This is a genomic window from Kocuria gwangalliensis (assembly GCF_039544365.1).
GTDB classification, from domain to species: Bacteria; Actinomycetota; Actinomycetes; order Actinomycetales; family Micrococcaceae; genus Kocuria; species Kocuria gwangalliensis.
Genome location: NZ_BAABLN010000029.1, coordinates 122,273 through 148,484 on the forward strand (window position 1 = coordinate 122,273; position 26,212 = coordinate 148,484).

General features: G+C 65.5%; 23 protein-coding genes. 14 read left to right on the forward strand and 9 right to left on the reverse strand.

Going from position 1 to position 26,212, the window contains the following annotated elements; all coding sequences use genetic code 11:
* Positions 1-13 precede the first annotated feature (13 nt).
* Positions 14-1,210: a phosphoglycerate dehydrogenase gene (serA, locus tag ABEA06_RS09360; protein ID WP_345311306.1), complete on the forward strand. Its 1,197-nt coding sequence runs from the start codon at positions 14-16 to the stop codon at positions 1,208-1,210.
* Between the two features lie 193 nt (positions 1,211-1,403).
* Positions 1,404-3,095, forward strand: a complete 1,692-nt coding sequence (locus ABEA06_RS09365; protein ID WP_345311307.1) for an SLC13 family permease — start codon at positions 1,404-1,406, stop codon at positions 3,093-3,095.
* Positions 3,096-3,179: 84 nt separating this feature from the next.
* Here the strand turns inward: ABEA06_RS09365 and ABEA06_RS09370 are convergent, their stop codons facing one another.
* Positions 3,180-3,827: a Dps family protein gene (locus tag ABEA06_RS09370; RefSeq protein WP_345311308.1), complete on the reverse strand. Its 648-nt coding sequence runs from the start codon at positions 3,825-3,827 to the stop codon at positions 3,180-3,182.
* 187 nt (positions 3,828-4,014) lie between these two features.
* Here ABEA06_RS09370 and ABEA06_RS09375 point away from each other — a divergent pair, with 187 nt between their 5' ends.
* Complete coding sequence (locus ABEA06_RS09375; protein ID WP_303382687.1) at positions 4,015-6,075, forward strand: NADPH-dependent 2,4-dienoyl-CoA reductase; 2,061 nt, start codon at positions 4,015-4,017, stop codon at positions 6,073-6,075.
* Positions 6,076-6,137: 62 nt separating this feature from the next.
* Here ABEA06_RS09375 and ABEA06_RS09380 read toward each other — a convergent pair whose 3' ends face one another.
* A complete protein-coding gene (locus ABEA06_RS09380) occupies positions 6,138-6,794 on the reverse strand; it encodes a PepSY domain-containing protein (RefSeq protein ID WP_345311309.1) in 657 nt (218 codons plus the stop codon).
* A 209-nt stretch (positions 6,795-7,003) separates the two neighbouring features.
* Between ABEA06_RS09380 and ABEA06_RS09385 the strand changes: the two genes are divergently transcribed.
* From ABEA06_RS09385 to pknB, 7 genes are read left to right on the forward strand one after another with little or no spacing between them, the layout of a single operon-like run.
* On the forward strand, positions 7,004-7,828 hold the full coding sequence (locus tag ABEA06_RS09385) for a DUF3662 and FHA domain-containing protein (RefSeq protein WP_345311310.1): 825 nt from the start codon (positions 7,004-7,006) through the stop codon (positions 7,826-7,828).
* A 1-nt stretch (position 7,829) separates the two neighbouring features.
* Positions 7,830-8,348, forward strand: coding sequence for an FHA domain-containing protein FhaB/FipA (locus ABEA06_RS09390; protein WP_303382691.1), 519 nt, complete (start codon positions 7,830-7,832; stop codon positions 8,346-8,348).
* A gap of 3 nt (positions 8,349-8,351) precedes the next feature.
* A complete protein-coding gene (locus ABEA06_RS09395) occupies positions 8,352-9,890 on the forward strand; it encodes a PP2C family protein-serine/threonine phosphatase (RefSeq protein WP_345311311.1) in 1,539 nt (512 codons plus the stop codon).
* Positions 9,891-9,901: 11 nt separating this feature from the next.
* Entirely contained in the window at positions 9,902-11,491 is a 1,590-nt protein-coding gene (locus ABEA06_RS09400) for an FtsW/RodA/SpoVE family cell cycle protein (protein WP_303382693.1), read from the forward strand.
* Positions 11,488-12,933, forward strand: a complete 1,446-nt coding sequence (locus ABEA06_RS09405; protein ID WP_345311312.1) for a peptidoglycan D,D-transpeptidase FtsI family protein — start codon at positions 11,488-11,490, stop codon at positions 12,931-12,933. The genes ABEA06_RS09400 and ABEA06_RS09405 overlap by 4 nt, the downstream gene beginning before the upstream one ends.
* Positions 12,930-14,681 carry a protein kinase domain-containing protein gene (locus ABEA06_RS09410; protein WP_345311313.1) on the forward strand — a complete coding sequence of 584 codons (1,752 nt, stop codon included), beginning with the start codon at positions 12,930-12,932 and terminating at the stop codon, positions 14,679-14,681. The genes ABEA06_RS09405 and ABEA06_RS09410 overlap by 4 nt, the downstream gene beginning before the upstream one ends.
* A 6-nt stretch (positions 14,682-14,687) precedes the next feature.
* Complete coding sequence (pknB, locus tag ABEA06_RS09415; RefSeq protein ID WP_345311314.1) at positions 14,688-16,640, forward strand: Stk1 family PASTA domain-containing Ser/Thr kinase; 1,953 nt, start codon at positions 14,688-14,690, stop codon at positions 16,638-16,640.
* Between the two features lie 13 nt (positions 16,641-16,653).
* Here the strand turns inward: pknB and ABEA06_RS09420 are convergent, their stop codons facing one another.
* The gene (locus tag ABEA06_RS09420; protein WP_345311315.1) at positions 16,654-17,295 is read right to left on the reverse strand and encodes an anthranilate synthase component II; all 642 of its coding nucleotides are present in this window, start codon (positions 17,293-17,295) and stop codon (positions 16,654-16,656) included.
* Positions 17,296-17,466: 171 nt separating this feature from the next.
* Between ABEA06_RS09420 and ABEA06_RS09425 the strand changes: the two genes are divergently transcribed.
* Both ABEA06_RS09425 and ABEA06_RS09430 read left to right on the forward strand, forming a co-directional pair.
* Positions 17,467-17,919, forward strand: a complete 453-nt coding sequence (locus ABEA06_RS09425; RefSeq protein ID WP_345311316.1) for a cell division protein CrgA — start codon at positions 17,467-17,469, stop codon at positions 17,917-17,919.
* 45 nt (positions 17,920-17,964) lie between these two features.
* Entirely contained in the window at positions 17,965-18,255 is a 291-nt protein-coding gene (locus ABEA06_RS09430; protein ID WP_345311317.1) for a hypothetical protein, read from the forward strand.
* 38 nt (positions 18,256-18,293) lie between these two features.
* Here the strand turns inward: ABEA06_RS09430 and ABEA06_RS09435 are convergent, their stop codons facing one another.
* The 5 genes from ABEA06_RS09435 to ABEA06_RS09455 form a co-directional block, all read right to left on the reverse strand.
* Entirely contained in the window at positions 18,294-18,845 is a 552-nt protein-coding gene (locus ABEA06_RS09435) for a YceI family protein (RefSeq protein ID WP_345311318.1), read from the reverse strand.
* 186 nt (positions 18,846-19,031) lie between these two features.
* Positions 19,032-20,063, reverse strand: a complete 1,032-nt coding sequence (locus ABEA06_RS09440) for a pirin family protein (RefSeq protein ID WP_345311319.1) — start codon at positions 20,061-20,063, stop codon at positions 19,032-19,034.
* 35 nt (positions 20,064-20,098) lie between these two features.
* Positions 20,099-20,788 (reverse strand): flavin reductase family protein, encoded by a 690-nt coding sequence (locus tag ABEA06_RS09445; RefSeq protein WP_303382432.1) that lies wholly within the window; start codon positions 20,786-20,788, stop codon positions 20,099-20,101.
* A gap of 174 nt (positions 20,789-20,962) precedes the next feature.
* Entirely contained in the window at positions 20,963-21,490 is a 528-nt protein-coding gene (locus ABEA06_RS09450; protein ID WP_345311320.1) for a flavin reductase family protein, read from the reverse strand.
* Between the two features lie 104 nt (positions 21,491-21,594).
* Positions 21,595-22,266 carry an alpha-ketoglutarate-dependent dioxygenase AlkB family protein gene (locus ABEA06_RS09455; protein ID WP_345311321.1) on the reverse strand — a complete coding sequence of 224 codons (672 nt, stop codon included), beginning with the start codon at positions 22,264-22,266 and terminating at the stop codon, positions 21,595-21,597.
* Between the two features lie 79 nt (positions 22,267-22,345).
* Between ABEA06_RS09455 and ABEA06_RS09460 the strand changes: the two genes are divergently transcribed.
* A complete protein-coding gene (locus tag ABEA06_RS09460) occupies positions 22,346-23,497 on the forward strand; it encodes a hypothetical protein (protein ID WP_303383782.1) in 1,152 nt (383 codons plus the stop codon).
* Here the strand turns inward: ABEA06_RS09460 and murJ are convergent.
* Complete coding sequence (gene murJ, locus ABEA06_RS09465; protein ID WP_345311322.1) at positions 23,494-25,035, reverse strand: murein biosynthesis integral membrane protein MurJ; 1,542 nt, start codon at positions 25,033-25,035, stop codon at positions 23,494-23,496. The genes ABEA06_RS09460 and murJ overlap by 4 nt on opposite strands.
* A gap of 196 nt (positions 25,036-25,231) precedes the next feature.
* On the opposite strand from murJ, the gene ABEA06_RS09470 reads away from it, so the two are divergent.
* Entirely contained in the window at positions 25,232-26,212 is a 981-nt protein-coding gene (locus ABEA06_RS09470) for an LLM class flavin-dependent oxidoreductase (RefSeq protein ID WP_345311323.1), read from the forward strand.

The following is a 26,212-nucleotide window of genomic DNA, read 5'->3' on the forward strand; positions in this document are numbered from 1 at the left end:
CTAGGATGTCCGTGTGAAGGCCTTACTGCTTGAGAACATCCATACCGACGCCGTTGACCTCCTGCGCAGCCGCGGAGTCGAGGTCGAGACCCGCAAGGGCGCGCTGGACCCCACCGAGTTGAAGGACGCTCTGCACGGAGTGGACATGCTGGGGATCCGATCCAAGACCCAGGTCACGCGCGAGGTGCTGGAAGCGCACCCGCAGCTGCAGACCATCGGTGCGTTCTGCATCGGCACCAACCAAATCGATCTGACCGCCGCCACGGACACCGCCACCGTGGTGTTCAACGCGCCGTATTCCAACACCCGGTCCGTGGTGGAACTGGCAATGGCCGAGATCATCGTGATGGCGCGTCACCTGACCGACAAGAACAAGGCCATGCACGAGGGTGTGTGGGACAAGTCCGCCAAGGGCTCCCACGAGGTCCGCGGCCGCACGCTGGGCATTGTGGGTTACGGCAACATCGGCAAACAGCTGTCCGTGCTGGCCGAGGCGTTCGGCATGAAGGTTTATTTCTACGACACCGTGGACCGCCTGTCCATGGGCAATGCCACCAAGTGCGATTCCCTGGATGAGCTGCTGCAGTCCGTGGAAACCGTGACCCTGCACGTGGACGGGCGCCCCAACAACGCCAATATGTTCGGTCGCGAGCAGTTCCGCAAGATGCGCCCGCGCTCACTGTTCCTGAACCTGTCCCGCGGTCACGTGGTTGACCACGAGGCGCTGCGCGAGGCCCTGGTCTCCGGTCACGTGGCCGGTGCCGCGGTGGACGTGTTCCCCACCGAGCCCAAGGTCGCCGGCGATCCGTTCACCTCGCCGCTGCAGGGGCTGCCCAACGTGATCCTCACCCCGCACGTGGGCGGTTCCACCGCTGAAGCGCAGGAGAACATCGGCCAGTTCGTGGCCGGCAAGCTGGTCGACTACAGCCGCTACGGTTCCACGAGCCTGTCCGTGAACTTCCCGGAGGTTCAGCTGGATCCGGAGATCGTCGGCACCCGTCTGCTGCACATCCACAGCAACCTGCCCGGCGTGCTGGCTCGCGTGAACTCGGTGCTGGGCGAGCACGGCATCAACGTGGACCGGCAGCAGCTGGTCACCAAGGGCCAGACCGGCTACCTGGTCACCGATTGCGGCAACGGCGTGACCCCGGAGGTCGTGGCAGCCATCGAGGCACTGCCCGAAACCATTCGGGTGGCCACCGTCAGCTAGCGACACTCCCCCGCTGGCACGTCTCCAAACGCGACCGACCCGGCGAGAATCCGAACCAATGGCCCGCCCCGAATCACCGGGGCGGGCCATTGGCGCTCGTGGCCCGCCGCGCGTCAAGGTTACGGGCGAAATACTCAGTCACTTCATAGAATAAATACCACGTAATCCCCATCACAATGACGTGGAGATCCCCATGAGCCACCCAGCGGTGCCCGGCGCGCACCTCAAGAACCTTGATCCAGATCCGCACCGCGGTGAAGAGGTCAACTTCCAATCCCCCGGCGAACGTGCAGAGGCCGAGGACCCCAAAACCCACCGCATCAAGTGGCTCGGCCTGATCGCAGGTCTTGCGCTGGCACTCCTCGTGTATTTCTTGATGCCCGGCGACGTAGCCCCGGGCGCCCGCCTCACCGCGGCCACGGCCGTTCTCATGGGTGCATGGTGGATGACCGAAGCCCTCCCGCTCCCGGCCACCGCCCTGGTTCCGCTGGTGGTCTTCCCGGTCCTCGGTGACGACGTCAAGTTCGACGACGTGGGAGCTTCCTACGGCAACAACGTGATCTTCCTGTTCATGGGCGGCTTCCTGTTGGCCCTGGCCATGCAGCGCTGGAACCTGCACCGCCGCATCGCCCTGCTGACCGTCAAGGTCATCGGCACCAAGCCCACCCAGATGGTTGCGGGCTTCATGGTCGCCACAGGCTTCCTGTCCATGTGGGTTTCCAACACCGCAACCGCCGTGATGATGCTCCCGATCGGCGTGTCCGTGCTGCTGTTGGTCACCAAGATCGGCGACGGAACCGACACCGGAGCAGACCCCGCACCTGAAGGCTCCGCGTCCGACGCTCGCCAGGCAACCGACGGCCGCGCCGCTCCGGCCACCTCTCAGGCCGGCACCGACACCGAAGTTGACCCCGAGGACAGCTCGGTGAAGCAAGAGATCATCAAGTCCAACTTCGGTACGGCGCTGATGTTGGGTATCGCGTATGCCGCCTCGATCGGCTCGCTGGGCACCATCATCGGCACCCCGCCGAACACCCTGATGGCCGGTTACCTGTCCGACACCCATGACATCCAGATCGGCTTCGGACAGTGGATGCTGGTGGGAGTCCCGCTGGCGGTCGTGATGCTGGCAATCTGTTGGTTCCTGCTCACCAAGGTGCTGTTCAAGCCCGAAATCACCGAAATCCCGGGCGGCAAGGAACTCATCCAGGACGAACTCCACAAACTCGGCCCCATGTCCTCCGGCGAGAAGCGTGTGCTGGCCATCTTCATCCTGGCCGCCGTCTCTTGGGTTTTCATCCCGATGATTTTCGACACCCCGCCGATCTCCGACGCGGGAATCGCCATGACCATTGGTTTGCTGCTGTTCTTCTGCCCCGCCGGTGCCGCACGCGGCGTGCGCCTGCTGGACTGGGATTCTGCCGTCAAGCTGCCCTGGGGTGTTCTGTTGCTGTTCGGCGGCGGTTTGGCGCTGTCCTCGCAGTTCTCGGGTTCCGGCCTGACCGAGTGGATCGGCGAGCAGGCCCAGGGCCTGGGAGGCGTTCCCATGATCCTGATGGTGTTGGTCTTCGCGGCCGGCATCCTGTTCCTGACTGAGTTGACCTCCAACACCGCAACCGCCGCCACGTTCCTGCCGGTTGCCGGTGGCGTGGCCATGGGCCTGGGAATCGACCCGATGCTGCTGGCCATCCCGGTGGCGCTGGCCGCTACCTGCGCATTCATGCTCCCGGTGGCCACCCCGCCCAACGCCATTGCCTTCGGCTCCGGGCATGTGACCATCTCGCAAATGATTCGGGGCGGCGTGTTCCTGAATCTGATCGCCATGGTCCTCATCACCCTGGTGACCATGACGCTGGCGGTGTGGGTCTTTGGGCTCACCTACTAGCGCTCCACCGCCCATCAGGGCTCGAACGCAAGGAGGTCCCGGAACCACGCGGTTCCGGGACCTCAGTGTTGAAAGAAAAGAAGCTTACTTCTTCTTGGCCGACTTCTCGCCCTTGGCCAGCTTGCCGGGCTTCAATGCCTGAGCGGACTTGATCGACTTGGCCGATTTGTCAGCGGCAACCGACTTGGCCGCGCCCTTCTCGGTGGATGCGCTGGAGTTCTCCAGCTGCCCGGATGCGGACTCGATGTGCGAGCGCATGAACCACTGGAACAGCTCGAGTTCCTTGACCTGGCCGATCAGCATGTCCTCGGTGATGGGGTCCACCTTGCCGGCCTTCTCAATGGCCTTGCGGTGGTCCTTGATGACACCGTTGTAGACCAGGTCCAGCGCAGCCAGGTGCTCCACACCGGTGGCGCGCATGACGTCGTAGTCGTCCCACGTGCGCGAGGCGACGATCGCGCCGGGCAGACCGACGGGCGAAACACCCATGGTCGCCATGCGCTCGGCAACCTCGTCCACGAAGCTGCGGACGGTCTCGATCTGGGGGTCCAGCATCTCGTGGACGGAAATGAAGTTGGGGCCCACCACGTTCCAGTGGGCGTGCTTGAGCGTGAGCTGCAGGTCATTCAAAGCGTTCAGGCGCTGCTGGAGCGTATCCGCCAGGGCGTGACCCTCGGTAGTGGTCAGACCCGGAACGGTGTAGCTCGCGTTCTTGTTGGACTTCTTAGCCATGTGAACCTCCTTGTGCACCCGGCGTACGGGAAACTCGCCGCTGTCATGGTGCGGTTTATTTTGATGTACTAATAATAACAACTTCTCATACGCTCCACCAGGCAAACAGTTCGCCCGCGGAGGAATTGGTGACGTGGGTCACCGATCACCTAGTCTTACTCCAAGTACCTGAGACTTGGAGTATCGGATGACCGCGCGCTACCAGCACTTACTGTCCCCCCTCACCGTGGGTTCCACAACCCTCCCGCATCGCGTGATCATGGGTTCGATGCACACCGGGCTCGAGGAAAAGGACGGCGGCGAGCATGAACTCGCGGCCTTCTACGTGGAGCGTGTGCGAGGCGGTGCGGGCCTCATCGTCACCGGTGGCGTCTCCCCCAATCCGGAGGGCGCGGCGCGTCACCACGGCGCCCACCTCAGCACCGAGGACCAGCTGCCCCGCCACCACGTGGTCACCACCGCCGTGCACGAGGCCGGCGGCCTCATCGCCCTGCAACTCATGCACTCGGGCCGCTACGCGATGCACGAGCGCGCCGTGGCGCCGTCACCCATTCGCGCGCCGATCAACAAGGTGACGCCGCGGGAATTGTCCGAGAGCGACGTCGAACGCACCGTTGAAGACTTCGCTCGCGCCGCGTACCTGGCCCGACAGGCCGGTTACGACGGCGTGGAGATCATGGGTTCCGAGGGGTACCTGATCAACGAATTCCTGGTCGAACACACGAATCGGCGCACCGACCGCTGGGGTGGATCCCCGCCCGCCCGACGCCGCTTTGCCACGGAGATCGTGCGGCGCGTCCGCGAGCGCACCGGTCCGGATTTCCTGGTGATGTACCGGCTCTCCGCACTGGATCTCGTCCCGGACGCCCAGGAGTTCGAGGAGGTTCTGACCCTGGGCCGGGAGGTCGAAACGGCGGGTGCGTCCATCATCAACACGGGCATCGGCTGGCACGAGGCACGTATCCCCACGATCGCCACGAGCGTGCCCGGCGCGGGATTCACGTGGGTCAGCCGTGCGCTGCGTGAGAATCTGCGCATCCCGATCGCCACGGTCAACCGCATCAACACCCCCGAACTCGCCCAAGAGGTCCTGGCCCGCGGGGACGCCGACCTCGTGACCATGGCCCGGCCCTTCCTGGCGGACGCCGCCTTCGTCGCCAAGGCGCGGGAGGGCCAATCGGACAGCATCAACACGTGCATTGCCTGCAACCAGGCGTGCTTGGATCACACGTTCACCGGCCGACGCATGTCCTGCCTGGTCAATCCGCGCGCCATGCGCGAGACGGAGCTCGTGCTGGGCCCCACGCGCACGGCCGAGGAGATCGCCGTGGTGGGTGCTGGTCCGGCCGGCCTGGCCTTCGCGGAAGCGGCCGCGCAACGCGGGCATCGCGTCACACTGTTCGAGGAACAACCCGAGCTGGGTGGGCAGCTCCAACTGGCCCGCCGCATTCCGGGCAAGGAGGACTACCAGCACACGGTCCGCTACTTCACCACGCGCCTGCGCGAGCTGGGAGTCACGGTGCACACCGGCCATCGGGCCGCACCCGAAGACCTCGCCTTCGCGGACCGGGTGGTCATTGCCACCGGCGTCCACCCCCGCCGCCCCGGGATCCCCGGGGACACCGGCCCCACCGTGCTCGGTTACAAGGAGGTTCTTGAGGGCGCACCGGTGGGTGACAGGGTCGCGGTGATCGGGGCGGGCGGCATCGGGTACGACGTCGCTCATTTCCTCACGCACAACCCTTCCGCCGACTTCTACGCGGAGTGGGGCATCGATCGCTCACTGGAAGCCCGCGGCGGCTTGTTGACCCCGGCGCCCGAGCCCCCCATGCGACGGGTCACCGTGTTGCAACGCAGCACCACCAAACCCGGTTCACGACTGGGTCCCACCACCGGATGGATCCACCGCCTGGAACTGCGCATGGCCCACGTCCGGTTCATCACCGGCGTGGAATACCAGGAGATCACCGACCGCGGCATTCGCATGACCGCCCCCACCCCGGAGGCCGCGGGTGCGCACGCACGAGCGGGCGGGGGCCTTGCCCTGGAGGCACCCCGTGTGGAAACGCTCCTGGAAGTGGACACCGTAGTGCTGTGCGCGGGCCAGGAATCGCGCACTGAGTTGGCTCTTGAACTGGCGGGCGACGTGCGCCCCGTCCACGTGATCGGCGGGGCTGACGTGGCCGCCGAACTGGACGCCAAGCGCGCCATTAAACAGGCCGTGGAACTGGCCGCGGCCCTACCCTGAGCCGACACGTCGACATCTCAGGGCAGAGCCGCGGCGCTCACCGCGAGGGTGAACGGTAGTCATTAGTTGTTGCTGCTGACCGATCCGCTGTTGGCGTCCACGTAGTAGGTGGCGTCATTGTCGTTGACGTCCAGCTCAACTTCCCAGTTGACGGTGTCGTTGTCATCATCCAGGGAAACATCATCGAGCAGTACGGTGCCACCCTGCGAAGACACCTCACCAAAGGCGCTCTCAATGGCCTCCTTGATCGAGATGGACGCTTTACCCAGCTCGTCCAGATCATCCTGATCCGCCGCGCCGTCTTCCTGCTCGCTGGTGATGTTCTCACCGGCGCCGTCCAGGCTGACCTCGTGCTTGGTGTCGTTCTGGATCACGTCCGCCTCGAAGGCGTCGTTGTCGCGGTCGTAGTCTAGCTTCACCACGTCGCCGCCCTCGTACTTGGCGAGAAGGGTGTCCACAGCGGCCAGGGACGCCGCCCGGCCACCGTTCTGATCGTCGGCGGCAGCCGACTCCGACGGACTCCCACTGGCGGCCGAAGCCTCGCCGTCACTGGGATCGTCGGTGATCTCGGCGGTGGGCTCGTTCTCGGGAACCGCCGCGGTGGTCTCGGCGGGCGCTTCTGCGGCGGGTTCGTCATTGCCTCCCCCGCAGCCGGTCAGCAGCAGTGCACCGATCACGGCGGAGGAACTCAGGGTCAGAATTTTCTCAGTGTGCTTCATGGTTCCATCATCCCGTCCGCGCGCTGGTTTCCACCGTATTACGCCAGAATCTTCGCTCGCGACGAAAGCCGTCCGCGCCCCTCGGTCCTTTCACCGGCCACTCAGACACCGTGTCTACTATTCTGGGGACTACTCACCGTCGCACGCCTGCCTCACTCCGGTTGGCGCGCACACAACAACGCCACGGGCTGGCGCGGAAGGAGGCGGCTGTGGGTTTTTGGACCGGTTTGGAAAGCGGAATCGAAAAAGCCGTACGCACCGCTTTCACCGCGGGTTCCCGTAAACGGATCGAGGCCGTGGAGATCGCCAGCGCCCTGCGCCGCGAGCTGGACCAGGAATCGTTCACGATTTCCGCGGGCCGCACCATGGCACCCAATGTCTTTACCGTGCAGTTCTCCGACGACGATTTCCCCCGCGCGCAGGAATGGGGCACCCAGTTGGCCGAGGAACTGTGCGACGTGATCATCCGCCACGCCAGGTCACAGGCCTACACGCTGCAGGGCGCGGTGCGCGTCAGCTTCATCCGCAACCCGGATCTCGAGGCCGGGGACTTCGCGATCATTTCGTCCGCCGAACGCACGGATTCCGGACCGGGCACGGGAAGCTCGTCCGGGGCGGCATCGGCCTCGGCGCGAGCGCCCGAGCCGCCGCCCGCGCCGCATCGGCCGCAGCCCCCCACCTCGTTCGATGCCGCCACCTCACCCGGCGTGCCGCGCGAACCGCAGCCGGCAGTCGATTACGTCCCCGTGATCGAGGTCAGCGGCGAGCGCTTCTCGTTGAACGCACCGAGCGTGAGCGTGGGTCGCTCCACGGAGGCGGACATCACCGTGGAAGACACCGGCGTGTCCCGCAAGCACTTGGAAATCCGGCGACAGGGCCAGCATTACCTGGCCGTGGACCTGGGTTCCACCAACGGGTCCTACGTTGACGGTGAACGCATTCAGGGTCGTGCCGAGCTGGTCAACGGATCAGTGATTACCATGGGGCGAACCCGTTTGGTGTTCCAGTTGGTAGTCCCCAAGGAAGGGCGCTGAGGTGTCTGAGCTGACCGTTACGCTATTGCGCTTCGGGTTCCTGGCGTTGCTGTGGATCTTCATTTTCGCCGTTATTGCTTCCCAAGCACGCGATCTGGCGGTCGGCAACAGGGCCCGCGCCGCCATCAACAACGCACGGAAGAAACGTCCCGCCGCACGCGAGGAACGCCCCGCCACACCACCGGCCGGCAAAGACTCCGGCGCCACCACGACCGGCGGCACCCGCTACCGCCCCCGGACCCTGGTGATCGTCGACGGGCCGTTGTCCGGCAGTAGTTTCCAGCTCGGATCCGCCCCCATCTTGCTGGGCCGTTCCGCCGAGTCCACGGTTCCCCTCGAAGACGACTACGCCTCCGGCCGCCACGCGCGCCTGTTCGCACAGGGTTCGCGATGGTTCCTCGAGGACCTGGGATCCACCAACGGCACGTTCCTCCAGGGCCAACAACTTTCCCGCGCGACAGCGGTTGACCCGGGCGTGCAGTTCCGTGTGGGGCGTACCGTGATGGAACTGAGGCCCTGACCCATGCCCATTGCTTTCCGTTTTGCCGCGCGCTCGGACGTCGGCCGGATCCGATCCAAGAATGACGACTCCGCGTACGCGGGTCGTTACCTGGCCGTCGTCGCGGACGGCATGGGCGGCCACGTGGGCGGCGACGTCGCCTCGGCATCCGCCGTCATCGACCTCACCCACCTGGACCACGCGGGCCACAACGGCGACGCGGAAACGGTTCTGGCGGATGAAATCCAAAACGCCAACCAGAACCTGGCCAAGCTCGTTCAGGCCAACCCGCGGTTGGGAGGCATGGGCACCACCGTGACCTCACTACTGATCGACGGAGACACCATTTCGGTGGCTCATATCGGCGATTCTCGTGCGTACCGCTGGTCGGACACCGGGGGATTCAGCCAGGTCACCACGGACCACACCTTTGTTCAGCGGCTCATCGACGAGGGCAGGCTGCGCCCGGAAGAAGCAGAGAGCCACCCCCACAAGAACGTGCTCATGCGCGTTCTGGGTGACGTGGATGCCTCTCCCGAACTCGAAGTACAAACCGTCACCCCCCGGGTCGGTGAACGGTGGCTGTTGTGCTCCGACGGGCTCAACGCGGTGGTCAATGCACAAACCATTGAATCAATCATGCGCTCCACCGGGGACCTCAACCAGATCGTGAACTCCCTGGTGGAACTCACACTGGATCGCGGCGCCCCGGACAACGTGACCGTGATCGTGGTCGAGGTTCAAGAAATCCCGCGGGGTAGCGAGCCCGCGCCCACCACCGGGGAAACCGTGGGTGCCATTCCCGACAACAGCCGCACCTCGGACGAACAACTGGCCGATGAGCAGTTGTGGAACGCCAGCTTGGACTCGCCCGTGGCCGGCGCGGGCTACTCGGACAATCATCAGATTCCTGTGGAGCACAAGGAATCCTCCGCTGCGGAACTGCGCAGAGACCTCGCCGAACGACCCCACCTGCTCGTGGGCGCGGCAGCCAATGCCACCCAGACCGGCAGGATCCCCACGGTCACGGATTCCGTGGCACGGCGCCGCGCGACCATGCTGCGCACCTCCACGTTGGACGTCCCGTCGGATCCGGACGAGGTCCGCAACGCATTGCTCGGCGAGCGGAAGCCGCGCAAGGGGAACAAGCGGCGTCGTGCGCTGGTCATCGGTCTCCTGGGACTGGCCGCGCTCGCACTGTTACTGGGCGGCTGGGCCGCCAAGTCCTGGACGTCCTCGCAGTACTACGTGGGCGAGGACAACGGGAAGGTGGCCATCTACAACGGAGTTTCCCAGAGCCTAGGACCCATCAGTCTGAGCGAATTGGACAGCACCACCACGGTGGATGTGGACAGCCTGCCCAATTACGTGCAGGAGCGGGTGCGAGGAACCATTCCCGCGGGCAGCTACCAAGAAGCCGAGCGCATCGTCGACGAGCTGGCTTCCTCCAACGGCGAGGAACCCAGCCCGCAGCCCACCGGACGGGTCACCGTCATCACGCCCACCCCGGAGGACACCAGTTCGCCCTCCGCCAGCCCCGACAACGGGGGTGATGCCTCGTGAGCAATGCGGCAATGAACGCTCCTACCCAGGTGCCCGGGGAGCGGATCTCTCCCAAGCCCCGGCGCATCACCGAACTTCTGCTGCTGATAGTGGCCCTCGCCATCGGGGTCGGCGCAAACATTCTGGTCGATCCGGATCGCCTGGCCGAGGATCCGGCCCGCATCATCACCAGTGGTGCGGTACTGGCCGGCGGCGGTTTACTCATTCACGTGGTGCTGTGGATTCGCGCCCGCCACGCGGATCCGTACCTGCTACCCATTGCCGTGACACTCAACGGCCTGGGACTGGCCATGATCCACCGCATCGACCTGTCCACGGGACAGACCGCCTCGGACACCCAGGTGATCTGGACCGGGCTGGCCATGGTGGTCGCGTGCGCCGTGTTGTGGTTGCTCAAAGACCACCGCCTGCTCCGCAAGATGACCTACATCAGCCTCTTGTTGTCCGCACTGCTGCTGCTGTTGCCCATGATCCCGGGCCTGGGCGTGGAGATCAACGGCGCTCGTCTGTGGATCTCGATTGCCGGGCGCACCTTCCAGCCCGGTGAGATCGCCAAAATTACGCTGGCCATCTTCTTTGCCGGCTACCTCTCCACCAACCGTGACCTGATCATGTTGGCCGGTCACAAGATCGGCCCGGTACGGTTGCCGCGCTTCAAGGACACCGCCCCCCTGCTCGCGGCCTGGGTGATCGCCATCGGCGTGCTGGTGTTGCAGCGGGACCTGGGCACCGCCATCCTTTTCTTCGGATTGTTCCTGGTCATGATCTACCTGGCCACCGGCCGTGCGAGCTGGATCGTGCTGGGTGTGCTCCTGATGGTCGTGGGCGGTTTTGCCGCGAGCCGCATTTTCTCCCACGTGAGCCTGCGCCTGGACTCGTGGTTGAACGCCTTCGAACCCGAGGTCTACAACCGTCCCCTGGGCGGATCCGGGCAAATCGTGCAGGGCCTGTTCGGCCTGGCATCCGGCGGGTTGTTCGGCCAGGGTCTGGGCCAGGGCCGGCCGGACCTGGTGTCGTATGCCAATTCGGACATGATTATCACGGCTTTCGGTGAAGAGCTCGGGCTGATCGGGCTGGGTGCGATCCTGTCAATGTTCATGTTGTTCGCAACCCGCGGTCTGCGCGCTGCCCTGGGCACCCGCGACACGTTCGGCAAGTTGCTGGCCGCGGGTTTGTCCGCGCTCATGATCATTCAGTTGCTCGTGGTCATCGGGGGCGTGACCCGGTTGCTACCGCTGACGGGTTTGACCACGCCGTTCATGTCCGCCGGTGGCTCGTCGCTGCTGTCCAACTGGATCATCGCGGCGATTCTGCTGGCGATCTCGCACACGGCCCGCCGACCGACCCTGACCGGCCCCGCCACGGACGAGGATTACGCGGAGCTCGAAGCCCATGCGAGAGCAACTCGCGAGGGTCGAGGCGCGGACGAGGAAGCCGGGGATTCCGAGCCCACCACCGAGCTCTCGTCCTCCGTGGCGGGCACGCGCACCACCTCCGAAGACGCCGGTACCGCCACCGAAGCCATTTCTCGGATCAGGGGCCGTTCCGGTTCCCCGTCCCCAGACCAACCCGATTCGACACCGGAAGGAGGAAGACCGTGAACACAGCCATTCGCAGAATGTGGTTCGCATCCGTGGCCATCGTGGTGGTCCTTCTCCTGGCCTTGACCTACGTTCAGTTCTTCGCTGCCAAAACACTCGAGGCCAATCCGTGGAACAACCGAGCGCTGTACGACCAGTTCGGGTCCGACCGGGGATCCATCCTGGTGAACGGTGAAGAGATCGTGAAGTCGGTGCCTTCCCAGGACGATTTCGAACACCAGCGCGTTTACGAAAGCTCTCCCCTGTACGCGCACCTGACGGGATACTTCTCGCTGGTGTACGGTGCCACCGGTCTTGAGGCGGCCATGGGTGAACAGCTTTCCGGCGCCTCCGACGAACAGTTCTACAACCGCGTGGTGTCCCTGTTTTCCGGTGATCAGCCGAGCGGCGCCTCCGTTGAACTCACCCTGGACCCCGAACTTCAGCAACTGGCAAACGACCTTCTGGAAGGCCACAAGGGCTCGATCGTGGCCGTGAACCCCCAGACCGGGGAGATCCTCGCAATGGCCTCCAGCCCCAGTTTCGATGCCAACCGTTTGGCCTCGCACAACACGGATGAGGTAGTGGCGGCCGCCGAGGAGCTCAACAGCGACGAGAACAAGCCGCTGGAGAACCGGGCGATCGCCGGTGATCTGTACTCACCGGGCTCCACGTTCAAGATCATCGACACCGTGGCGGCCTTGGAATCCGGCCAGTACGACACCGATTCCACGCTGGCCAACCCGTCAGAGCTTCCACTGCCCGGCACCACCGTCACGCTGCCCAATTACCGCAGCGGTGGCTGTGCTGCCCGCACCGAGGTTGATCTGGAGTTCGCCCTCGAACAGTCCTGCAACACGCCGTTCGCCTCGATCGCGATGGACCTCGGCCAGGATGCCATCCGCGACACCGCGGAGAACTTCGGGTACGGGCAGGACCTGTCCATTCCGCTCCAGGTGACTCCCTCAATCTTCCCGGAGGACATGAATGACTCCCAGCTCGCTTTGTCCTCCATCGGCCAGTACGACGTCCGCACGACCCCCCTGCAGGTGGCCATGATGTCCGCAGCGATCGCCAACGACGGCGTGATGATGAAACCACAGTTGGTGAAGACGGTCCGTTCGTCCGACCTGTCCGTGATCCAGGAGTTCGAGGCCGAGCAGTTGCGCCGCTCCACCGATCCGGAAACCGCGCAGACCGTCAAGGACCTGATGGTGGAGGTCGTGGAGGACGGAATCGCCAACGGCGCCTCGGTCGCCGGCGTGGAGGTCGGCGGCAAAACGGGCACCGCGGAGATCGGATCGGAAGCGGGATTGAACGACTCGTGGTTCACTGGTTTTGCGCCCGCGAACGACCCCCAGATTGCGGTGGCGGTGGTCATCGAAGATGTGGACGTGACCACCGGTGCGCAGTGGACCAGTCCGAGCGCTAAGCAACTCTTTGAGGCGGTGTTGAACCAGTGAGACCATCGTCGAACACCATTCTGGGCGGGCGCTACGCACTCACAGAACGTATCGCCATCGGCGGTATGGGAGAGGTCTGGAAAGCCAAGGACCAAGTCCTGGGCCGCATCGTGGCCGTGAAGATCCTCAAGGACGAGTACAACGGTGACCCGACCTTCCTGCAACGATTCCGCGCCGAGGCACGTCACACCGCCTTGCTCAACCATCCCGGCGTAGCCAATGTCTTCGATTACGGCGAGGATGAGGGCTCCGCGTTCCTGGTCATGGAACTGGTCCCGGGCGATCCGCTGTCCAACGTGATCGATCGCAAGAAGTCACTCGAACCGGACACCGTCCTCAACTACATCGGTCAAACGGCCCGTGCCCTTGCTGCCGCGCACGCGCAGGGTCTGGTGCACCGTGACGTGAAGCCGGGCAACTTGATCATCACCCCGGACAATCGGGTCAAGGTCACGGACTTCGGTATTGCCCGGCTGGCCGATCAGGTCCCCCTCACGGCCACGGGCCAGGTCATGGGCACGGCCCAGTACCTGGCTCCCGAGCAGGCCACGGGCCAGACCGCCACGGGTTCCTCGGACATCTACTCGTTGGGAATCATCGGCTACGAACTGCTCGCCGGGAAACGCCCGTTCACGGGCGAGTCCCAGATTGCCATTGCCCTGGCGCAGGTCAATGACTCACCGCCGCCGCTGCCGGACAATCTTCCGGAGCCGGTGCGCGCCCTGATCATGTCCATGCTTGCCAAAGACCCGCAGGACCGGCCGGAGAACGCCGGCAAGTTGGCCAACGCGGTGGATGCGCTGCGCCGCAACGACGTGAAGTCCGCTGTGGCCATGGTTCCCGGAATGGCTGCGTTCCTGCCCGACCATCAGGAAAATGACCAGCCCACCGAGGCGATGTCTCCGGTCAAGGACGATCGCACCCAGGCCCTGCCGCGTTCCACGGGTTCGGCCACCGCACCGACAGTCGTCGGTTCCGCAGCCGCCGCCGACAGGCCGGATCCCAAGTACAGTGCCCACCCCTCGACCGCCCAGTTCGACTCCGTGGACCATTCCCACGCCTCGGGCAAGGGCGGCTCCAAGTCGGCCGGGCGCCGCAAAACCGTCTGGCCGTGGGTGCTCGCCCTGGTGTTGCTCCTGCTGGGCGGCCTGATTTTCGGCCTGTGGGCCCTGGGCAATCGCGGCGATGAGGATCCGGCCCCCCAGGGCACGGTGACCTCCTCCACGGCCAGCCCGGATACGGAAACGGTCACGCTCCCGGCCAGCATTGTCGGTGAGGACGGGGAAGAGATCGCCAATGAGATCGCCCAGCTCGGCGTGAACGTGGACAAGCGGCTGCAACAGGGCAGCGGTAGCGCCGCCGGCACCGTGATCTCCTCGAACCCCGAGGCCGGCACCGAGGTCGCGGTGGGTTCCACCGTGATCCTGTACGTCGCGTGGTCTTCCGAAACCAGCGGCACCCAGCAGAATGCGGAGACTCCCGCACAGGATTCCCCAGCCACGCAGAGTTCCGCACCCGAGCAGACACAGGCACCGCAACCGGGCAATGAACTGACGCAGGCACCCGATGCCACCGGCGCACCCGAAGCGGCGGCCCCGGCGGCCACCTCCGAGGCGGATCCCGACTACGCCGCGGCGTCGCCCGCCAATGGCCAGCTGCAAAGCGTGGCCGAGGCCTCGGGAACCGATGCCGCCCAGGCTCAGCAGGGTAGTGGCGGTACCGCCCAAGGTTCCGGTACCGAGGGGTGATCCGACATGGGAATGCCCGCAATGCCTGACCTGATCAATGAGCGGTACAAGGTCGGTGAGGTCATTGGACGCGGTGGAATGGCCACCGTGCACCTGGGCGAGGACCTCCGTCTGGGGCGTCTCGTGGCCATCAAGGTATTGCGGCCCGAACTTGCCGCGGACGACACGTTCCACGAGCGTTTTCAGCGCGAGGCCCAGGCCGTGGCCTCGCTCAATCACCACACGATCGTCTCCATTTACGACACGGGCGAGATCACGCCCCAGGGCCCGGACGGGGTGACCCGGCCGTACATCGTGATGGAGTACGTTCCCGGCCAGACCCTGCGCGAGCTGATTCACGGTAAGGGCATCGAACCCGAACATGCCATCGAGTACATGCTGGGCATTCTCGACGCGCTGTCATTCAGCCACCGTGCCGGCATCGTGCACCGCGACATCAAACCGGCCAATGTGAAGGTCACCCCGGACGGTGCCGTCAAAGTCATGGACTTCGGGATCGCCAGGGCCGTGGAGGACACGCAGGCCGCACTCACGCAGTCCCAGGCCGTTCTCGGAACCGCCCAGTACCTCTCCCCGGAGCAGGCCCGCGGGGTCGCAGTGGATGCCCGCTCCGACCTCTACTCCGCAGCCTGTGTCCTGTTCGAGATGCTCACCGGTCGGGCCCCGTTCGTGGGCGAATCCTCGGTGGCCATTGCGGCGCAGCACGTGCGGGACGCGCCCCCCGCGCCGTCGGCCCTGAACCCCCAGCTGCCCCGGTCCGTGGACCGGTTCATGGAGAAGGGGCTGGCCAAGGACCGGGATCATCGTTTTTCCGATGCCGCTCAGATGCGCCGTGCGCTGCGCACCGTTCTCGTGGAGTTACCGGACGATCTCGATGCCACGCAGGCCCTCGACGCGACCAAGACCATGGACTCCAGCACCAAGGCACTGCCCGCGGTGGGCGCGGGGGTCGGTGCCGGTGCCGTGGTGGCGGCCGGCCGTAGCGAAACCGCCGAACATGCGGCGTACCCGGGTGAAGCATCCATGCACTACGACCTGGACCCGGATGAAAACACCGGAGGCCACGCCGGCTCGGCAGCGGCGAAACCGGCTGCGCCCGACACTAAGCGTCGCGGCCGCTGGATCCTGCCCGCCGTACTCATGGTTTTACTGCTCACGGGACTCGGGATCGCCGGCGTCATGGGCGTGCAGTGGTGGCAGAACCAGCAAGTGGAACAGCCTGCCATGGTCTCCGTGCCGCAGGTCGAGGGCATGGACCGCACCACCGCGGAGAACACTCTGCGCGATGCCCAACTCGAGCCCACTTTCAGCACCGAGAACAGTGATTCCGTACCCGAGCGGCACGTGATCACCATGAATCCCTCCGCGGGCACTCAGGTGGAGGCGGGTTCCGGCGTGGCCGTAACGGTGTCGGACGGCCCCGCCACCGTGGATGTCCCCAACACCCTGGTGGGTCAGAGCCTGGACAATGCTCGCACTGCGTTACGCGAGGCCGGTCTGAGCGTGGGAATGGTCAGCACCGTCAACAGTGCAACCGTGCCGGAGAACGTGGTATTGTCCACCGATCCCGCCGGCGGCACCTCGGTCGAGAAGGACAGCGCCGTGCAGTTGCAGGTCTCGACCGGCCGGGTGACCGTGCCGGACGTGGTCGGCATGTCACGCGTCGAGGCTCAAGATGCGCTACGCGCGGACGACGCACGGCTGAACTACAACATCGCGGTCCGGGACTCCGAGGACGAGACCACGGGCACCGTGCTCGAACAGTCGGCTCCGGCCGGTTCTTCGGTGGCGCAGGGCTCCACGATCACGCTGACGATTGCGCGTGAGGTCACGCCGTCGCCCACGTCAACGCCGGAGCCCAGTGACGAACCGACCCAGGAGTCCACGCCGTCCACCGCGCCCGAATCGGCCGGTGACGGGCAGGACGCTTCGCCGACACCGTCCCGGTCTCGGGGCTAAATCAGCGGTGGACTCAGGCGGTGATGAGCGGGGACAGTCCCGCGGCCGCCGCGGCAGCACCCTCCTGGCCGACCTCTTCGAGCCACGCGCCCAGCATGAGGTAGCCACCCCCGGTCAGCACGGACTCGGGGTGGAACTGGACACCGTGCAACGGCGCGGTGCGGTGCTTGAGCCCCATGACCACCTGGCCGTCCTCGGTGGTCGCGGTGACCTCGAGGCAGTCGGGGACAGTGGCGGCGTCCACGGCGAGCGAGTGATAACGCGTGGCCGTGAAGGGGGAGGGAACGGAGGCGAACACGCTCGTGCTGTGATGGATCAGCTGGGAGGTCTTGCCGTGCATCAGCTGCTGTGCGTGACCCACGCGGGCGCCGTACACCTCACCCAAGACTTGGTGCCCCAGGCACACACCCAACAACGGGGTTTTGGTCTGCTCAGCCCACAGGATCAGATCGGGGCACACACCGGAATCCACCGGCGCACCGGGGCCCGGTGACAGCAGGACGCCCTGGTGCTCGCCGGCCAGGGCGGTCACGGCGGCAACATCGAGGTCGTCGTTGCGGATCACCGTGGTTTCGGCACCGAGCTGCTGGAGGTACCCCACCAAGGTGTAGACAAAGCTGTCGTAGTTATCCACCACGAGAATCTTCACGGACACGGAACCTACTCCTAGGCGTTCAAGAGGTTGAGACGGAACTACCGCGCAAGTCTACGCCCGCCCGAGCGGATAGACTGAACGCCGGTTTCACGCCCAGGCGTCTCAAGCTCGCAATGCGTACCGTGGAGGGGCCCGCCCCGCGAGTCCACGCAGCAGGAGGAATGATCAGTAGTGTCCCAGCCCAAAAAGCGTTTCGGTAGGTCCCGCGAGTCCCTGGATTCCGATCAGAAGTACGCGATCACGGACAAGGATCGGCAGCTGACCGAACTGGCCGCGCAGAACCTCCCCCGTAATCGGCATGCGGAAGCCTTCGAGAAGTCCATTGCCAACGGCAACGGTGGTTCCACCTCTGCCACCCCGGACGGCGCAGGAGAGCTGGACGGCTCCAAGAACAAGAAAGCCCTGCGCAAGGCCGCCAAGCGAGACCGCACGGGCGAACCGCAGCCGACCCCCATGTGGTACAAGGTGGTGATGATCGGCTTCATGATCGTGGGCCTGCTGTGGATCATCACCTACTACCTGTTCCAGGGCACCCTACCCATCCCGGGGATCAATGTGTGGAACCTGGTCATCGGCCTGGTCTTCATGATGACGGGGCTGATCATGACCACCAGATGGCGCTGACCCGCAGTCACCCGCTCGTAGCTCTCTCAGCCCAGGAGGCACACCATGGTCACATCATCGCGGCAACCGGATCCAGAGCCCGAACCCCTGGGCCCCCGAGATTCCACGCACGACAGTAACAGTGCACCGGATGCGGGCCGGGCCCCGGACACGCAAAAGTCCCGGCCGCAGGATTCTGCGACCGGGACAGCCCCGCTCGTTGAAGACCGCAAGGACACCGGGGGGAACAAGCACCGGCTCAACGCCGCCCGCATTGAAGTGCGATTAAGACGTATTGCCCTGCTCGGACTTGTCTTGGTGCCCCTGCTGTACTTCATCGTGCAGTCACTGCGCTGACCCTCTCCCTGGCCCGCGCCGCAATCGCACGCGTGGGATCAGTTGGCCTCGGGAGCGGTGAACTCGACATCCAGGTCGATGGTGACCTTATCGGACACCATCACACCGCCGGCCTCAAGAACAGCGTTCCAGGTCACGTTGAATTCCTTGCGGGAGATCGAGGTGGACGCGGTGAAGCCGGCACGGGTCACACCAAAGGCGTCCACGGCCACGCCGTTGAATTCCGTGTCCAGCTCGACCGGCTTGGTCACGCCGCGCAGGGTCAGCTCGCCGGACACGGTGCCCTCACCGTCGGTGAGGTTCAGGCCGGTGACCTTGTAGGTCATCTCCGGGTGGTTGGCCACGTCGAAGAATTCCTCGGAACGCACGTGGTTGTCACGCGTTTCGTTCTTGGTGTCCACGGAAGCCATGCCCACCACGACCTCGCCGGTGGACTGCGCGGCATCCTCGGCCACGTTGAGCTGGCCGGTGACGTCCGAAAACTGGCCGCGCACCTTGGAGATGCCCGCGTGGCGAACACTGAAGCCGATATCGGTGTGAGCGGGGTCCAGGGTCCAGGTGCCGGTGGTCATGCCGTTGAGGTTGTTCATGAATCTCTCCTTCAAGAATGTGGTGCTCCCCGATTCGAAGGCGGAGAACAGCTGCTTGCTTCGGAAACTACTCTACCCGTTTCTGTTGAGGTGTCAACCAATTCCGCAGAAACTATTTATGTGGGCGCCGTCACGAAAGAACCCGATCCGATGTCGGATCGGGTTCTCACGGAGCTCCACGCCGCCCTACGGCCTGGGTTTGAGCCGCACATTGGGCAACGTGGGTGCCGGTAGGGCGCCGTCGTGGTGGGAATCGGCGACGACGCTCGGGAACCGGCCGTGCGGATCGGCGGCGGGCGGGGCGTCGTCGGCACCGATCGCGGACTGCCAGGCGTCGCGGTAGGCGACGATCTCCTCGTGCGAGCGGCCCACGAAGTTCCACCACATGGTGATCCGCTCACCGAACGGGGGGCCGCCCAGGATCAAGAGGATCACTTGTTCACCCTGGGGAACCCGGAGCTTCAGGGTGCGCGCGCCAGCGGCGATGTGTGCCAACTGAGCGGTTTTGAGGACGCCCCTGGGCCCTCCGTGGTCGGGGTCCACCCGGATCAAGGTCTTCCCCTCGTCCAACAGCACCCCGTGCTCGAAGTCCTCGATCAGGTCGAACTCGACCTCCACGGTGTGCTCGGTGGCGTCCACCACGAGCTCCGCACCCAGCACGGGATGGAAAGTACGCACCGGCGAGCGCTGTCCGGCGAATTCGCCCAGGAACACGCGCAGGTCCCAATCCTCGCCACTCAGTGGCTCGGGGGTGTAGGCCTCGAACCCGGGATCCGTGTCCCGGGAGTCGTTCGGCAGCGCCAACCACAGCTGCGCCCCGTGCAGCACGGTGGTGTCCGCTGTGGAGTACTCGGTATGACTGATCCCGCGTCCCGCGGTCATCAGGTTGAGGCTGCCGGGAGTCACGGTGGCCTTGTGGCCGGCCGAATCCTCATGATCGATGCGGCCCGTGAACAGCCAGGACACGGTCTGCAACCCGGTGTGCGGGTGCGGTGGCACGTTCATGCCACCGGTTTCGGAGACGTCGTCGGGGCCGTAATGGTCCACAAAGCACCACGGGCCGATCATGGTGCGGCCCCGCGCGGGAAGGGTTCGGCGCACTTGCATGGCACGCGGTCCACCCAGCGGAACCTCCCGGGGGTCGATGATCTCGAGACCCTGGGCGGGCCCGTCCTCACCGCACAGTTGTTCGGAGGGGTCCGGCTCTACATTGCTCATGGGGTGCCTCTTCCCTTGTTCGCGGGGCCCCGCAGTCAGATCTGATAATCGATCACGGACTGTCGGCTGAGCCCGTGGAACTGCCGCTGGTGATACACCAGGGGTTCGCCCGAGCCTTCATCGCCCACATTCTCCACCACGGCGGCATTGAAAACCAGTGCGGGGCCGGCCTTGACCCGGGCCAGCGGCACGGCGCGCAGCACGCGACGCACCCCCAGCAGACGGGGCTCTCCCGTGGGTAACGGCTCCCACGGCATGTCCTCGCCGAAGCGCGGCGCACCGGAAATTGAGAACGCGCGGGCCAGGTCCACGTTGTCCGCGTCGAGGAAATGCACCAGGAAGGATTCGGCGTCGGCCACAATTGCGGCCGAACCGCGCTTGGCCTGCAGGGAAAAGCCCAGGATGGGTGGCTGCGCACAAATCGAGGACACCGACGACGCCGTGAGACCCACCGGGCCTTCCGGTCCCGCCACGGTGATGATGGCGATCCCCGCGGGATGCTGCCCGAAGGCCGCCTTGAACCCGTTGATCAGGTTCTCGTCCTCGGCCAGGTTTTCCGTGGGTGCCACAAAATCCACCACCTTGGCCGAGGCGTGCTCCGCCTCTCGGCCGCTGGCGGGCACGGTGTCCAGGACGTGCTCGTGCCGGTCCGGCGACATGTGATCAGCGGTGTCCGCGCCGGGCTGCGAAGCGCCGGTTGCTGCGTTGCGAGGCTGATCTGTCATGGATAGTCCTTCCGAGGGTGGACGTGGTGAACGGCCTCCATCTCTGTGAGGCACGTGGTAGCTGTAACGGGGGCCGACTCTCCACCATTCCAGGCGACACCGGATTTGTTCACCCGGCAGCGCAACAGTCCGTCACATTGACCCGAGCTCACCCGTGTCCGCAAGACCACCCGGCTACCGCAACGAACGGTATTCCTTGGCGAAGTGCACGAGCGGTGCGTCCGCGTTGCCGGAGCCCTCGGCCCGCCCCATGGCAGTCATCTTTCCCACGAAAACCTGATGGGTGGCCGCCGTGTGCACGGACACCGTTGCGAGCTCGAACCAGGCCAGCGATCCGTCAAGCACGGGGGTCCCGGAAGCCTCGGTGCGGTGGAACGGCACCGAATCGAGCAGGCCGTCCACGGGGTTGCCTGGGCTGGCCAACCAGTTGGCCACCGACCGCTGGGACGAGTTCAGCAGGCTCAGGGTCCACACGCCCGACGTCTCCACCGCCTCGCAGATCCGGCCCATGTCGTAAAGACACACGAGCATGGTGGGTGGATCGTAGGACACGTCCGCGAACGCGGTGACCGTGGCGGCGTGATCCTTACCCCGATGGCGCGAACACACCACTCCCACGCCCGCCGCGTGATCGCCCGCCAACAGTCGGTAGCGCTCCACTTGTTCATCGGTGGGTTCCGGGTCCATTGCCTCAAAGTCCATGCGCTCAGTCTGGCATTTCGGCAGCCGAGGCCCCACCGGACGCGCCTCGCGGCCGACCGCGCCGGTCACGCCTTGCCGGTCATGCCGGTCATGCCGGTCGCAAGCTACGTCTGTCCGCCGCTCATGCGCAGCGTGATGTTGAGCCTGCCTCCGTGCTTCATCCCCAATTGGGGCCCGCCGGTTCCCGGATACACCTTGGGCACCCCGTGAAAGGCATAGCGCGAGGGCCCGCCGAACACGAACAGGTCCCCGGAACGCAGTTCGATGTCCTGATAGGGCGCAGTGCGGGTCTGCGTATTGCCGAAACGGAACATACACGTGTCTCCCAGCGACAAGGACACAATGGGTGCCGCCGAGTACTCGTCCTTATCCTGGTGCATGCCCATGTGGGCCTGGGAGTCGTAGTAATTGATCAGGGCGGAATCCGGTTCGAAGGTCAGCGCCATGTCGCTCAGCTCACCGTACGCGTCCGCCGTCGCCCGCTGCCCCAAGTGCACGAGCCACTGCGGAAGGTCTTGGATCCCTGGGCCACCACTCGCGCCGTAACGATAGGGCCGCCAGTTGCGGCCCAGCATCACGGACCGCACGGACATCCGCCCGCCCCCGGGCATGACCTGGCGGCGCATGGGGGATTCCCTGACCCACACGCGGCACTGGGTCACCAGCTGGGCCTGCTGTTCGGGGTCCAGCCAGTCGGGGAGGTGCACCGCGCCGGGCGCCGGTTCCCGGCGTTCGCGCGGTACGGAGAACAGTTCATTGACCTCGAACTCGGCCATGGCCCCACCGTACGCAGCACCTCCGACATGGTTAAATGGCTGTGCCGCGGCCGGTGACCCCCACTGCTATTGTCGTGCCATGGTTGGACAGCAGCGTGCATTGATTGTCAGCACAGGACGTGATCGGGGGGCCCTGACGGGGGCGCGTGCACTCGGACGCGTGGGTTGGCACGTGGGGATCGGCACGCCCATCGGCGGCGGAATGCCCGGATCCTCTCGGGAGAGTTCCGCGCATCATTTCGTGCCCAAGCCCCGCGGTGATGATTCAGCGTTCCTGCGCGGAGTTCAGACCGCCGTTGACGAGGGTTCCTACGACATCGTTTTCGGCGGCGGAGACGACTGGATGGCAGCGCTGTCCGCGTACAAGAATCGGATCCCCGCGGTCGTGGCGCATCCGGACAAGCGTGCCGTGGACTCCGGTTTGGACAAAGTGGTCCTGGCAGAGACCGCTGAGGCAGTCGGATTGGCCGCTCCCTACACGGTTTCGGCTACCCCGGAGGAACTCTCGGCCTGGCACGGTCCCGTGGTGGTGAAGTGCCGTGCTCACTGGTCCCAGGGCCAGACCCGCCCCCACCGCATTGACGCCCGCCTCTTCCCCGACACTTCCTCCGCGCGGACCCAGGTGGATCGGATCCTCGCTGCCGGCGCCCAGCCCATCCTGCAGCGCCCCGTCAACGGCGGCTTGAGCGCGCTCATCGGCATTTTTCACGAGGGCCGCCTGCGCGCCCGCGTCCAGCAGGTCAGCCCGCGACTGTTCCCCACGCCTTACGGTGCCTCTTCTCGCGCGGTCACGGTGCCCGTGGACGAGGACCTGGTCGCCCGTTCTGAGAAGCTGCTGGGCAATCTCGGCTGGTCCGGGCTGGTGGAGCTCCAATTCCTCGCCGGCGACGACGGTACTGCCCACCTCACCGACCTCAACGGTCGCTTCTACGGTTCCATGGCGCTGGCCGAAAAGGCGCGCCCCGGCCTGGTGGACGCGTGGGCCCGCACGGAACTCGGCGAAGCGTTCCCCGAGCTCTCCGACGGTCGCGCGGGGGTGCGGTATTCCTGGTTCGCCGGAGACCTGCGTCGGGCGGTCCGCGAGCGCCGCGGCGGGTTCGCGAGCGACCTGCTCGATAGTCTGCGCTGGGGTCTGCGCGCCCGGCACAGTGTGTGGGATCCTCGTGACCCCGCGCCCGCCGGTTACTTGGTGACGCAGCGGTTGCAGAGTTTGGCGCCGGGTAAGATCTAACGCCGACGACGCCGCATGGCACCGATCATCTCGGTCATCACTGTGCGCTCGGGGGCCCGCATGAGCGCCAGGCCCGCAAAATACACGGCGAAGGCTCCCGCCGAGACCGTGCCCAGGACCACGACCGCCGGCTGGTCCACCACGAAGGTCTTCAGCGCCAACGCACCCACGATGGCGAGAATGGCCAGGAAGGCCGCTCGGAGCAGTAACCCTCCGAACAGGCGCGGAACAAGGCCATCATGCCGGTGGTACAGCAACCACCCGTTGGCCACCGCGGCGACAATGAATGAGACGGTGGTGGCCAGCGCGATCCCCGCAACCCCCATGAGCGGGCCGAGCGTCACGTCTCCCACCACGTTGATGATCATCGCGATGACGGCAATGGTCACCGGGGAACGGGAGTCCCCCACGGCATAGGAGGCCCGCACGATGACCTGCCGACAACCCAGGGCCAGCAGGGCCGGTGTATACCACAGCAGGGCCGTGGCGGTCACGGCGACCTGGGCGTCGTCGAACGCGCCGTATCCGAACGCCAGGTCGACCACGGTGTCGGCACCCACCGCGAGCACCACACACATGGGCGTGAGAACGGTGACTGCCACGGAAACACCCCGGCCCACGAGGCGGCGCAGTTCGGGCACGTTCTTGGCCGAAGCACTCAACGCGGGATAGAGGGGCACGAGCAGCGAGGTAATGAGCAAGGTCTCGGGCAGGTGCACCAACCGCCAGCCGTAGGAGAGCGCGGTGATGCTGCCCTCGTCCAGACCCGAGGCCACCGCGCGGTCGACCATGGTATTCACGTTGGTCAGCGCGGTGCCCACGAGCATCGGTGGCGCCAACCGTGCAATCTCGCGGAACCCCGCATCCTTGAGATCGAAGCTCGGCCGCAGCTTGGTGCCCACGGCGCGCAGCGGCGGGATCTGAAACGTCAGCCGCAGCGCCGAGCCGATCACGAAGCCCCAGGCGAGCGCCTCGATACCGTAGGCGGGCCCGAACAGGCCGGCGGCGGCGATCATCACGATGTTGAACGGCACGCCTTCCAATGCGGACCACGCGAAGCGGCCGTGGGCCTGGACGAGTGAGGCAGTGAGGTTGGTGCCCGCGATGAAGATTGTTGCCAGTAACACGATGCGCATGAGGTGTTCGGTGATGTGGGTTTGCTCCGGCCCGAATCCCGGAGCGATCACGGCCGTGACCGGGCCGGTGAAGATACCGGCGAGGATCGCCATGACGCCCAGGATCACCATGGTGACCGTCAGTGCCACGTTGAAACTGTGATGGCCCGGGCAGCTTTCCGTTTCCTCGGCCGCCTGGCGGGCGGTGACCGGGGTGACGGAGCGAGCCATGGCGTCGGCGATGAGTGCGAGCACCACATTCATGAGGCCCTGGGCCACCAAGTAGGCGTCCAGCCCGGCGCCGGCACCGAACACCACGGCAATCACGATGTCACGCCCAAAGCCCAGGATGACCGAAAAAGCGGTCAGGCCCGTGACCAGGACCGCCGCGCGAGACACGCTCCAGCGCGGGTTACGATTCATGTGTTCAGCCACGGGGTGCGCCCCTAACGGACGCAACGGGAACCGAACTGCGCACGGTGTACCTCACGCACCCTTCCCCGGACACGGTTGACTGGCGGACCGCCGCTGAGTCTAACAGCGCCGCGGTATGGGAATTATGCCGCCCCGCACTTCGTTATTTACCATAGAAACCATTTTCGACCAGTAGAGGAACTCCGTGCGTCAACCGCTGTCCGTCATTGACTTCGCAACCGTTCGCAAGAACCAGTCCGTGGGTGAAAGCTTCGCGGATTCCGTGACGCTCGCCCGGGAGGCCGAGCGGCTCGGCTACACCCGTGTGTGGTATGCGGAGCACCACAACATGGCCACCATTGCCTCCTCCGCGCCGGCCGTGTTGATCTCCCACATTGCGTCCAAGACGGACTCGATTCGGTTGGGTGCCGGCGGCGTGATGCTCCCCAATCACTCGCCGCTGACGATCGCCGAGCAGTTCGGGACCCTGGCCGAGCTCTACCCCGGGCGTATCGACCTGGGTCTGGGGCGCGCTCCCGGCACCGACCCGCGGACGCTGCAGGCACTGCGCCGCACTCCGCAGTCCGCGGAGAACTTCCCGCAGGACGTCAAGGAGCTGCAGGGTTACTTGACCGGCAACTCCCGCATCCCCGGTGTTTCCGCCATGCCGGGTGCAAACACCAACGTGCCGCTGACCATTCTGGGCTCGTCCCTGTTCGGTGCGCAGTTGGCCGCCTCCTACGGTCTGACGTACGGCTTCGCATCGCACTTCGCGCCGGATGCCCTGGTGGACGCGGTCAACACTTACCGCGCTCAGTTCCAGCCTTCCGAACAGCTGGCCGAGCCGTACGTAATTGCCGCGGTCAACGTGATTATCTCCGAGGATCCCGAGGACGCCGCCCGGCAGCTCGAAGCCACCCAGCGCGCCCGTGTGCGCATGATGGTGGGCCGCGGCCGGGAGTTCACCGAGGACGAGATGGACATGGTCATGGCCTCCCCCGCCGCGCAGCAAATCCTCCATATGCTGAAGTACACCGCGGTGGGCACCCCGGAGACCGTGGTGGACTACCTCGAGGGTTTCGCCCGGCACGCGGACGCCGATGAACTGATGATCTCCCCCGTGGCCACCCGCCAGGAGGATGTCCTCAAGGGCATGGAGCTGCTGGCCAACGCCTGGCACAAGTAG

Excerpts from the sequence above, each read along its gene's own strand:
- ABEA06_RS09460 (WP_303383782.1), top strand. The coding sequence starts at position 22,346 with ATGGTTGGACAGCAGCGTGCATTGATTGTCAGCACAGGACGTGATCGG.
- ABEA06_RS09445 (WP_303382432.1), bottom strand. The coding sequence starts at position 20,788 with ATGACAGATCAGCCTCGCAACGCAGCAACCGGCGCTTCGCAGCCCGGC.
- murJ (WP_345311322.1), bottom strand. The coding sequence starts at position 25,035 with ATGAATCGTAACCCGCGCTGGAGCGTGTCTCGCGCGGCGGTCCTGGTC.
- ABEA06_RS09365 (WP_345311307.1), top strand. The coding sequence starts at position 1,404 with ATGAGCCACCCAGCGGTGCCCGGCGCGCACCTCAAGAACCTTGATCCA.
- ABEA06_RS09455 (WP_345311321.1), bottom strand. The coding sequence starts at position 22,266 with ATGGCCGAGTTCGAGGTCAATGAACTGTTCTCCGTACCGCGCGAACGC.
- ABEA06_RS09395 (WP_345311311.1), top strand. The coding sequence starts at position 8,352 with ATGCCCATTGCTTTCCGTTTTGCCGCGCGCTCGGACGTCGGCCGGATC.
- ABEA06_RS09440 (WP_345311319.1), bottom strand. The coding sequence starts at position 20,063 with ATGAGCAATGTAGAGCCGGACCCCTCCGAACAACTGTGCGGTGAGGAC.
- ABEA06_RS09375 (WP_303382687.1), top strand. The coding sequence starts at position 4,015 with ATGACCGCGCGCTACCAGCACTTACTGTCCCCCCTCACCGTGGGTTCC.
- ABEA06_RS09430 (WP_345311317.1), top strand. The coding sequence starts at position 17,965 with ATGGTCACATCATCGCGGCAACCGGATCCAGAGCCCGAACCCCTGGGC.
- ABEA06_RS09370 (WP_345311308.1), bottom strand. The coding sequence starts at position 3,827 with ATGGCTAAGAAGTCCAACAAGAACGCGAGCTACACCGTTCCGGGTCTG.
- ABEA06_RS09380 (WP_345311309.1), bottom strand. The coding sequence starts at position 6,794 with ATGAAGCACACTGAGAAAATTCTGACCCTGAGTTCCTCCGCCGTGATC.
- pknB (WP_345311314.1), top strand. The coding sequence starts at position 14,688 with ATGGGAATGCCCGCAATGCCTGACCTGATCAATGAGCGGTACAAGGTC.
- ABEA06_RS09400 (WP_303382693.1), top strand. The coding sequence starts at position 9,902 with ATGAACGCTCCTACCCAGGTGCCCGGGGAGCGGATCTCTCCCAAGCCC.
- ABEA06_RS09435 (WP_345311318.1), bottom strand. The coding sequence starts at position 18,845 with ATGAACAACCTCAACGGCATGACCACCGGCACCTGGACCCTGGACCCC.
- ABEA06_RS09450 (WP_345311320.1), bottom strand. The coding sequence starts at position 21,490 with ATGGACTTTGAGGCAATGGACCCGGAACCCACCGATGAACAAGTGGAG.